Here is an 8,589-nt window from a genome sequence, read left to right on the forward strand (position 1 = left end):
TACCAGGGGCGCTGGCGGTAGTAGTCGTCCCAGTAGCTGCCGATCGAGAAGACGATGATCGGCAGCCCGATCCGCGCGCCCCAGCCGTAGATGGGCACCGGCCGGTCCTGGTAGACGTAGCTCAGTTGCCGGGCGTAGGCCCAGCCCCGATCGGGGCCGACGCTGACGTCGCACCAGTTGTAGCCGGACAGGCAGCCTTCCACCTGGATCGGCGTGTTCGGCGGGAGCCGCATGACCAGCGGATAGTCCCGGCTCGGGCCCGCGCGCAGGTTGACCCAGCCGGTCGTCAGCGCCTGCTGGGCAAGGGCCGGCGTGGCGAGGGCCAGCGCCAGGGATGCGAGGGTGATGGTCTTCTTCATCGGTCTGCCGGGGCGGTGGCGTCCCGGTCTCCTTGCTTCGAGCGGTGGATGGGTATCGCTGCTGTCGCCGGCGGCGCCTGGAAGCCGGCGATCAGCGCTCCCAGCGGTACGGGCCGGCCGATGGCATAGCCCTGGAAGAGGTCGCAGCCCCGGCCGCGCAGCCAGTCCAGTTGCTCGGCCGATTCGATGCCCTCGGCGACGCAGCTCAGCTCCAGGCGGCGGGCCAGGTCCAGCATCGCTTCGACCAGCACCGCGCCGGCCTGATCCTGCAGCGCCGCCACGAAGGACTTGTCGATCTTGAGCTTGCTGATCGGCAGCGTCTGCAGCCGGCTCAGCGAGGAGTAGCCGGTGCCGAAGTCGTCGATGGAGATGGTGAAGCCGGCGGCGGCCAGTTCCCCGAGCTGCTGCGCGGATTCCTGGCGCGAGGTCATGGCCGCGGATTCGGTCAGCTCCAGCTCGACGTCGGCGGGCTTCAGGCCGGTGCCGCGGACGGTCGACGAGAAGCGCTCGGCCAGGTCCGGCCAGTTCAGCTGCGCCGGGGAGAGGTTGATCGCGATGCGCGCCAGCGGCAGGCCCCGCCGGCGCGCCACCGCCAGATCCTGGCAGGCCTTGCGCAGCACCTGGATGCCCAGCTGGTGGATGACGCCGCTCGATTCGGCGATGCCGATGAACAGGTCGGGCGGGATGTTCCCGAACTGCGGATGGCTCCAGCGGGCCAGCGCCTCGGCCAGCACGATGCGGCCCTGCGCATCGACGATGGGCTGGTAGGCCAGCTGCAGCAGGCCGGCGTCCACGGCGGCCTGCAGGTCCACGCGGAGCTGGTGCAGCTTGCGGATCTCGATGTCGTAGTCGCTGTCGAAGATCGAGTGGGATCCGGCGCCCATCTTCTTGGCGCCGCGCAGCGCCACGTGGGCGCGCCGCATCAGCTCCGGCGCCGTCTGCGCGCCGTCGGCCAGCACGGCCGACGCCGACACCGAAATCGCCAGCGACAGGCTCTGGTGCTTCAAGGGGAGGGCCATCGCGCTGCGGATCCGGCTCAGCAGGGTGTTCAGCCCGGTGAGGTCGGCCCCGCGGACCAGCAGGGCGAACTCGTCGCCGCCGGTCCGCCCCAGCGCCACGATCGGATCACCCAGCGCGCGCAGCCGCTGCGCGACGTCCAGGATGGCGGCGTCTCCGACCGACGATCCGTGCAGCTCGTTGACCAGCTTCAGCTCGTCGATGCCGACCAGCACGAGCCAGGCATCGCCCGAGGTTTCGGCGTTCAGCAGGTCCTGGAAGGCGGCGCGGTTGGACAGGCCGGTGGCGGCATCGGTGGTCGCGGCCTGCAGCAGCCGCGCATTCCAGTCCTTCGTCCGCTGCGCGAAGCGCCGGCTGGCCGCCACCCAGAGCCCGAAGCCGACCGACTGCGAGACGAGCAGCACGGCGAGGTCCCTGCCGATGTCCTCGGCGATGGCATCGATCGACAGGCAGACGGTCGCCCGATCGGTGGCCCCGCCATGCTGGGCCGCGGCGCTGGCGCAGGGCAGGCCGAAGTGGTCCATCAATCGCGAGCTGAGCGGCATGCCGTCGGCTTCGTCATGGCTGGCGCACTGGCCGCCCAGGCAGAGCTCGATGTGCTCCGCGTCGCGGAACTCGGCCATCGCCTTCTGCGCTGCGCCCGAGGCCGTGGCGCCCCTGTCGCGCTCGCCCTGTGCGCTCCTGAGCACCGCCGCGGCGATGTCATGGGCCGAGTTGCGCAGCTCCTTGAAGCCGTAGTGGAGGGTCATGCCGCACAGGAGCACCGTCGTGAGCAGCGTGGTGCCCGCGAAGTGCATCCAGTAGCGCGGACGCGGCGGGCGTCCCTTCGGCAGCAGTCTGGCGGTCTCCATCTCATTCGTCGCGGGTCGAGGCCGGCTCGACGGCGCTCCCTCCGCACATGCTGCGCCTTTCGCCGCCGCGCGCCACGTGCGCGACGCCTGCTCTTCGTGTAGGCCCGCGCCTACATCGGCTGCGCGCCCGGCAGGTCCTACCGGCGCAGCAACTGCTTGCGCCGCGCGAAGGCGAGGCCGGCCAGCGCGATGCCGGCCAGCGCCAGCGAAGCCGGTTCGGGTAGCTGCCTCGTGGCGTTCGGGTTCGCGGGATCGCGGGCGTAGAGGTCGATGTGCGAGATCGCGCCGGCCCGGCCGCCGTTGTTGATCAGCGTGCTCGACATGTCCCAGGTGCCGCCGAAGCTGTAGATCGGGTCCGGCTGCGCGGGCAGGCCGAACTGGGCGCCGGTGATGTCGTAGGCGGCGAAGTAGTCACCCGAGAAGAAGGACAGCGAGAACTGGTCGAACACATTGCTGCCGAAAATCGCCGACATCTGCGAGACGATGTCGTTCGGCACGTTGAAGTTCCAGGTGCCGGAGGACTGGCCGACGCCGGTGGCGGTGAACCAGTTCTGGCTGCCGGCGACCGTCACGCCGTTGATCTTGCCGGCCGTGAAGGTGCCCGAGCTGCCGTCCCAGCTGCCCAGGTAGACCCAGCCCGGGTCGGCCTTGCCGTCGTGGTTCAGGTCGTAGGCGGTGTACTGGTCGCTGAAGATGCCGTTGGGGAACAGCTGCAGGTTGGTGACGTTCTGCTTCTGGCCGTTGAACAGGCCGTCGCCGTAGTAGCCCAGGTTGCCGCCCGCGCCCTGGCTGGGCAGGGGCATCGCGTTCTTGATGTAGGCACCGACACATTCCGCCGAGGCCACCGGCGTTGGCAGGGGCGGTATCGGCGTGCCGTCGGAACGGGTCACCGAGGTGACCTTGACGTCGGAGGTCGAGCAGTCACGATTCACCGTGACCGGCCCGGCGAGGGCGCCAGCGGAAGCCAGCACCCAGGCTGCGCCGATGACGGAATGTTTGTTGAAGTTCATCGCAATCCCCAGGAATGTTGGTTCTTCGCGGCCGGAAGGAGTTCGGCTCCGTCCAAAAAGCGCAAGAAAATCAAATGTTTATGGCCGGATGATCGGTCATTTGTCTGGTTCGTTAAGCGACTGAGCACCCCTAGCTCGGGGCCCTTGAGTGAGGGGTCAGCCCGCCCAGGCGGGAGGACTCATCTCGATTGGGGAGAAATCCGCGTTCCTGTTACAACCCCATCGCTCGGTACTTACCCTGAAGCGATCTGTAACAGCCCGTCAAGCCGCGCCATTGCTTGTTCGGGCGGTTAGCGCGCACCCTCAATTCGTCTACGGATGTAAACGGACATTTCCTAGCAGACACCTAAGATCAAACTTCGGCCGTCGTGCGGTTGAGGCGTGAAGTTGTGCACGGAATTCCGAAGAAATATTTGGGATTGCGTCGCGCGGCACCTTCAGCGGCGGCCGATTGCGGTGGAGTCGGGACATGGGCAAGCGCAGAAATTGGTGGAACCAAGTTCGCAATGGTCTGAACGGCAAGAAGCAGGGCGCCGGCAAACCACCCTCCATCGAATCTGCTGCCGACCCAAGCTCCACCGGCCGAGAGAAGCTGGTCTTCGAGCACCTCGAGCCGCGGCTGCTGCTGTCGGACACGCCGCTGCCGCTGCCGGTCTTCGCCGCCTCCGGCACGCTGGCCATCAGCGCCGCGCATTCCAACGACATCAAGGTCGAGACCATCTTCAGCGGCGGCCAGGCGCAGATCCGCGTCTGGGACAACACGCTGAACACCTCGCTGGGCCAGGTGGCGCTGAACCAGAACGTCAAGGTCAGCATCAGCGGGCTGCCGCTGATCAGCGATGCGGTGCAGGTGGACCTGGGCTACGACGACGGCAACGCGGCCGGCACAACGCCGGTCAACCCCTTCGCGCTGATGATCGAGCTGGACGGCGGCACCGACGCGCCGCTGCTCTCCGACGACACGATGACCGTGCTCAGCTCGGGCCCGGACTTCTACACGCCCACGGGGCTGTTCCTGAAAAGCACCGACGACATCGTCTTCGCCGGCAACCTGAACCTGGGCAGCGGCACGCTCAACGTCGACTCGCAGGAGGCGATCACCGCCAGCGGCGTCTCGCTGACGGCCAGCGACATGTTCCTCGGCGTCACCAAGGCGGTCACCGACGGCGTCACGCTGATCGACGGCCTGAACCTGCTGGGCAACGCCAGCGGCGCGATCACGCTGACCAACACCAACCTGACGGCCAATGACATCGGCCTGATCGTCAACAGCAGCGTCAACGTCAACACGACCGACAGCAGCTACGCCAGCAACTTCCTGAAGATCGCCTTCATCCAGACGCAGAGCAATGCGGCGATCACCGTCGACGGCACGAGCCAGCTCAACGCCACCGCCGGCAAGCTGACCCTGGCGTCCACGTCCACCGTCACCGCCAAGGCCACCACCCAGCCCGATGCCAACAGCACGCAGAGCGACAAGGATGCGTCGGTCGCCTCGGCGGTGGTCAGCAGCGGGGCGAGCGTCAGCGTGGGCGGCACGGCCGCGCTGAAGGCCAGCGGCAACCTGATCCTGAAGTCCACCAACACACTGGACGTGCAGACCCTGGCCGACGGCACCGCCGGCTCCAGCGCCGGTGCGGCCGGCGGCGGCACGGTGGCGGTGAGCCAGCTCGGCGGCGACACCACCGTCGACGTCAACGGCAGCGCCACGCTGCAAGGCAGCAGCATCGCCGCGACGGCGACGACGACCCGCACCGTCCACACGACCGCCAAGGCCACGGCCGGCGGCGCCACGCAACCGAGCGGTACCCCGACCCAGGGCCAGACCCAGCTCGCCAACAACAACGCCGCCACCGGCGACGGCAGCCTGAACTTCGCCGCCGCCGTGGCCGTCACCCATGTGGGCGGCGACACGACGGCCCGCCTGCGCGGCGGCAGCGTCACCAGCGGCGGCGCACTCACGGTCACGGCCAGCTCGGCCACCAGCTCGCCGGCCGGCGCCCTGGCCAGCACCGAGGCCGACGGCACCGCGGCCACCGGCAGCCCCGGCGTGGGCGTGGCCGCCGCATTGAACTTCGCCGGCACGACGACCAGCGCCACGCTGGGCGGCACCGCCGCGATCAACACCGCCAGCGCCACCTTCGCCGCCAGCACGACGACGGACGCCCTGTTCGGCGCCCGCGCCGTCTCCGGCGCCGGCAGCACCAGCGGCCTCGCCGTGGCCGGCTCGCTGGCGCTGAACGTCAGCGTGATGGACACCGACGCCTCGATCGAGGCCGGCAGCAATGCCAGCGCCACGACCGGGCTGACCTTCAACGCCACCAGCAACACCCACAACATGGCCCGCGCGCTGCCCAAGGTGGATGGCGCCACGGGCAAGAGCACCGGCGTCGGCGCCTCGGTGGCGATCAACGTCGTGGACGAGACCACGTCCGCTCAGGTAATGGGTAAGTTCAGCGGCACCTCGCTGGCGCAGAACGCCAGCGCCACCGGCGACGTGCAGAGCGAAGCGCAGGGCGGCGCGTCCGGCGGCACCGCGGTGGCGCCGGTGGTGGCGGTGACCGTGTCCAACACGGCGAGCAAGGTCGGCCTGACCGGCAGTGGAGACCTGACCCTCAGCGCCGGCCTCACGTCGGACGCCAAGAACGCGCAGAACGTGCTCGCCAAGGGCAGCGGCGATGCCAAGGGCGACGACAGCGCGGCGGTCGGCGCCTCGGTGGTGGTGACCTATGCGGCGCCCATCGTCGAGCTGGCGCTGGACGGCAAGCTGCAGGCCGGCGCGGCGGTGCTGCTCACGGGCAAGAACACCGGCACCACCCGCAGCGAGATCAAGGCGGCCGCCCGCGGCGCCAGCGACAAGGGCCAGAACTCCACGCAGCAGGGCGACAGCGCCAAGGGCGCCGGCAACGCGGCCGCCGCCAACAATGGCGCCAAGGGCAGCGCCGGCGCCACGCCGCAGGCCAATACCGGCGACGGGCCGGTGACCGTGGCCGCCGCCATCGGCGTGCAGGTGCTCAACGGGCAGAGCCAGGCCCACATCGGCGACGGCGCCAACATCAAGACCACGGCCGGCGCCGTCTCGCTGAAGAACGAGAGCGACCTCGACAGCCAGGTGGACGCCAGCGGCGCCGCCTCCAAGGGCAGCACCAATATCGGCGCCGCGGTGGCGATCAACGTCGCCCAGGTCTACAGCGACGCCCATGTCGGCGCCGCCAGCGTCGACAGCCAGGGTCTGGCCCTGGGCGCCGGCACCGTCAGCGGCGCGCGCAGCGAATCGACGACGACGGCCACCTCCGGCGCCGCCGGCGGCAATACCGGCGTGGCCGGCTCGCTGGCCATCGGCGTGGGCATCAGCAACTTCAGCGCGACGCTGGCTTCGGGCGCCAACGTCAACGCGCATGCCGGCGCGGTCTCGCTGGACGCGAACTCCACCACCGGCGATGCGGTCAAGGCCCAGCCGGACAAGGACGGCGTGACGGCCGAGAACACCGGCGTCGGCGCCTCGGTGGCGATCAACGTGGCCGACCACACCAGCCGCGCCGAGATGAAGGACGGCTCGACGCTCGGCGCCAGCGGCGCCACCAGCCTCAGCAGCAAGACCGATTCCGCGATCACGACGACCGCCACCGGCGGCGCCAAGGGCGGCACCGCAGTGACGCCGGTGGTGGCGATCACCGTGGCCAACCAGGACAGCATCGCCCGCATCGGCAGCGGCTCGACGGCGGTCAATGCCAGCGGCGCCGTCAGCGTGGGCAGCACGCTGGCCAGCACCAACACGACCAGTGCCGAGGGCAAGGCCGAGGGCACGAAGGATGCAGCCGTGGGCGCTGCCGTGGCCGTCAACGTCGAGAACGACACCAGCCAGGCCAGCACCGCGCGCAGCGTGACCAGCACCGGCGCGATCGGCGTCTCGGCCACCAGCACCGCGGCGAGCACCGCCAGCAGCAAGGCCAGCGCCGTCGGCGGCAAGGAGGACGACAGCAACTCGTCCAGCGACGACAAGGCGGTGGACGACCAGAACAACGCCGCCCGCGGCAGCGGCGACAGCGCCGCCGGCGCGGCCGGTGCGCGCAACTCGTCCACATCGAAGGCCACGCCGTCCGCGCAGGGCACCGGCGGCGGCACCGTCAGCGTGGCGGCGGCGGTCTCGGTCAACGTCGCGCAGGCCACCAGCCGGGCGACGGTGGGCGGTGGCACGCTGACGGCCGGCGGCGCGCTGAGCCTGGACAGCAAGACCGACAGCGATGCCAAGGCCACGGCCGACGGCTCCACGCGCGCCAAGGACGCCAGCAACCCGAACGACACCGGCGTCGGCGCCGCGGTGGCGATCAACGTGGGCATCAACACCAACGAGGCCCGCGTGCTCGGCGATGCGATCGTCGCCAGCCAGGGCGTGAACGTGCGCGCCGGCATGTCCGGCAACGGGACACAGAACACCAGCGCCGAAGCCAAGAGCGGCGCCGGCGGGGCGAAGACCAGCATCGCCGGCGCACTGGCGATCAACGTCGCGGTGGACCGCACGACGGCCGAGGTCGTCACCGGCGCCAGCATCAACGCCGGCAGCGGCGCGAGCACGATAAGCGCCGCCACCAAGCACGCGGACAACGCCAGCGCCGTGCCCACCGACACCGGCGTCCAGGCCGACGGCAAGGACACCGGCGTCGGCGCCTCGGTGGCGGTCAACGTGGCCGACCACGTCGCACGGGCCGAGGTGGACAACGGCGCCGCCATCAGCAGCAGCGGCGCGCTCAGCGTGACCGGTACGCTGGAGAACGCGATCACCACCAGCGCCCAGGGCGGCGCCAAGGGCGGCACGGCGGTGGCGCCCGTCGTGGCCGTCACCGTGGCCAACCAGGACGCGATCGGCCGCATCGGCACCAGCGCGGCGCTGCTGACCACCAGCGGCAACCTGGCCGTCGGCAGCAGCCTCAAGTCCACCAACACGACCAAGGCCGAAGGCAAGGCCGAGGGCAGCAAGGATGCGGCCGTGGGCGCCGCGGTGGCGGTCAACGTCGAGCTGGACCACAGCACGGCCAGCCTCAACCGCAGCGTCAACACGACGGGCAGCGTCGGCGTGACGGCCGCGAGCCAGACGGCCAGCACCGGCAGCGCCAAGGCCAGCGCCATCGGCGGCAAGGAGGACGACAGCAACTCGTCCAGCGACGACCACGCGGTGGACGACCAGAACAGCGCCGCGCGCAGCAGCGGCGATGCGGCCGCGGCCGCCGGGGGCGCACGCAACAGCTCATCGTCGAAGGCCACGCCTTCGGCCGAGGGCGGCAGCGGCGGCACCGTCAGCGTGGCGGCGGCGGTGGCGGTCAATATCGCGGCCAGCACCGCGGCGGCCAGCGC

The 8,589-nt window shown here is 70.4% G+C and carries 4 protein-coding genes; 1 reads left to right on the top strand and 3 read right to left on the bottom strand.

The features are described from left to right. The 3 genes from B0W88_RS27000 to B0W88_RS27010 form a co-directional block, all read right to left on the bottom strand. A partial coding sequence (locus tag B0W88_RS27000; protein ID WP_158080952.1) for an SH3 domain-containing protein occupies positions 1-359 on the bottom strand: 359 nt, incomplete at its 3' end. Continuing rightward, complete coding sequence (locus B0W88_RS27005) at positions 356-2,227, bottom strand: bifunctional diguanylate cyclase/phosphodiesterase (RefSeq protein ID WP_077037675.1); 1,872 nt, start codon at positions 2,225-2,227, stop codon at positions 356-358. The genes B0W88_RS27000 and B0W88_RS27005, both read right to left, overlap by 4 nt. 137 nt (positions 2,228-2,364) lie before the next feature. Next, complete coding sequence (locus B0W88_RS27010; protein WP_077037676.1) at positions 2,365-3,237, bottom strand: PEP-CTERM sorting domain-containing protein; 873 nt, start codon at positions 3,235-3,237, stop codon at positions 2,365-2,367. 469 nt (positions 3,238-3,706) lie between these two features. Between B0W88_RS27010 and B0W88_RS33875 the strand changes: the two genes are divergently transcribed. Continuing rightward, positions 3,707-8,589: hypothetical protein (locus B0W88_RS33875; protein ID WP_158080953.1), on the top strand; the 4,883-nt coding region annotated here is incomplete at its 3' end.

Origin of the sequence: Pelomonas sp. KK5, from assembly GCF_001984095.1 — a bacterium.
Classification (GTDB): Bacteria; Pseudomonadota; Gammaproteobacteria; order Burkholderiales; family Burkholderiaceae_C; genus KK5.

Excerpts from the sequence above, each read along its gene's own strand:
- B0W88_RS27005 (WP_077037675.1), bottom strand. The coding sequence starts at position 2,227 with ATGGAGACCGCCAGACTGCTGCCGAAGGGACGCCCGCCGCGTCCGCGC.
- B0W88_RS27010 (WP_077037676.1), bottom strand. The coding sequence starts at position 3,237 with ATGAACTTCAACAAACATTCCGTCATCGGCGCAGCCTGGGTGCTGGCT.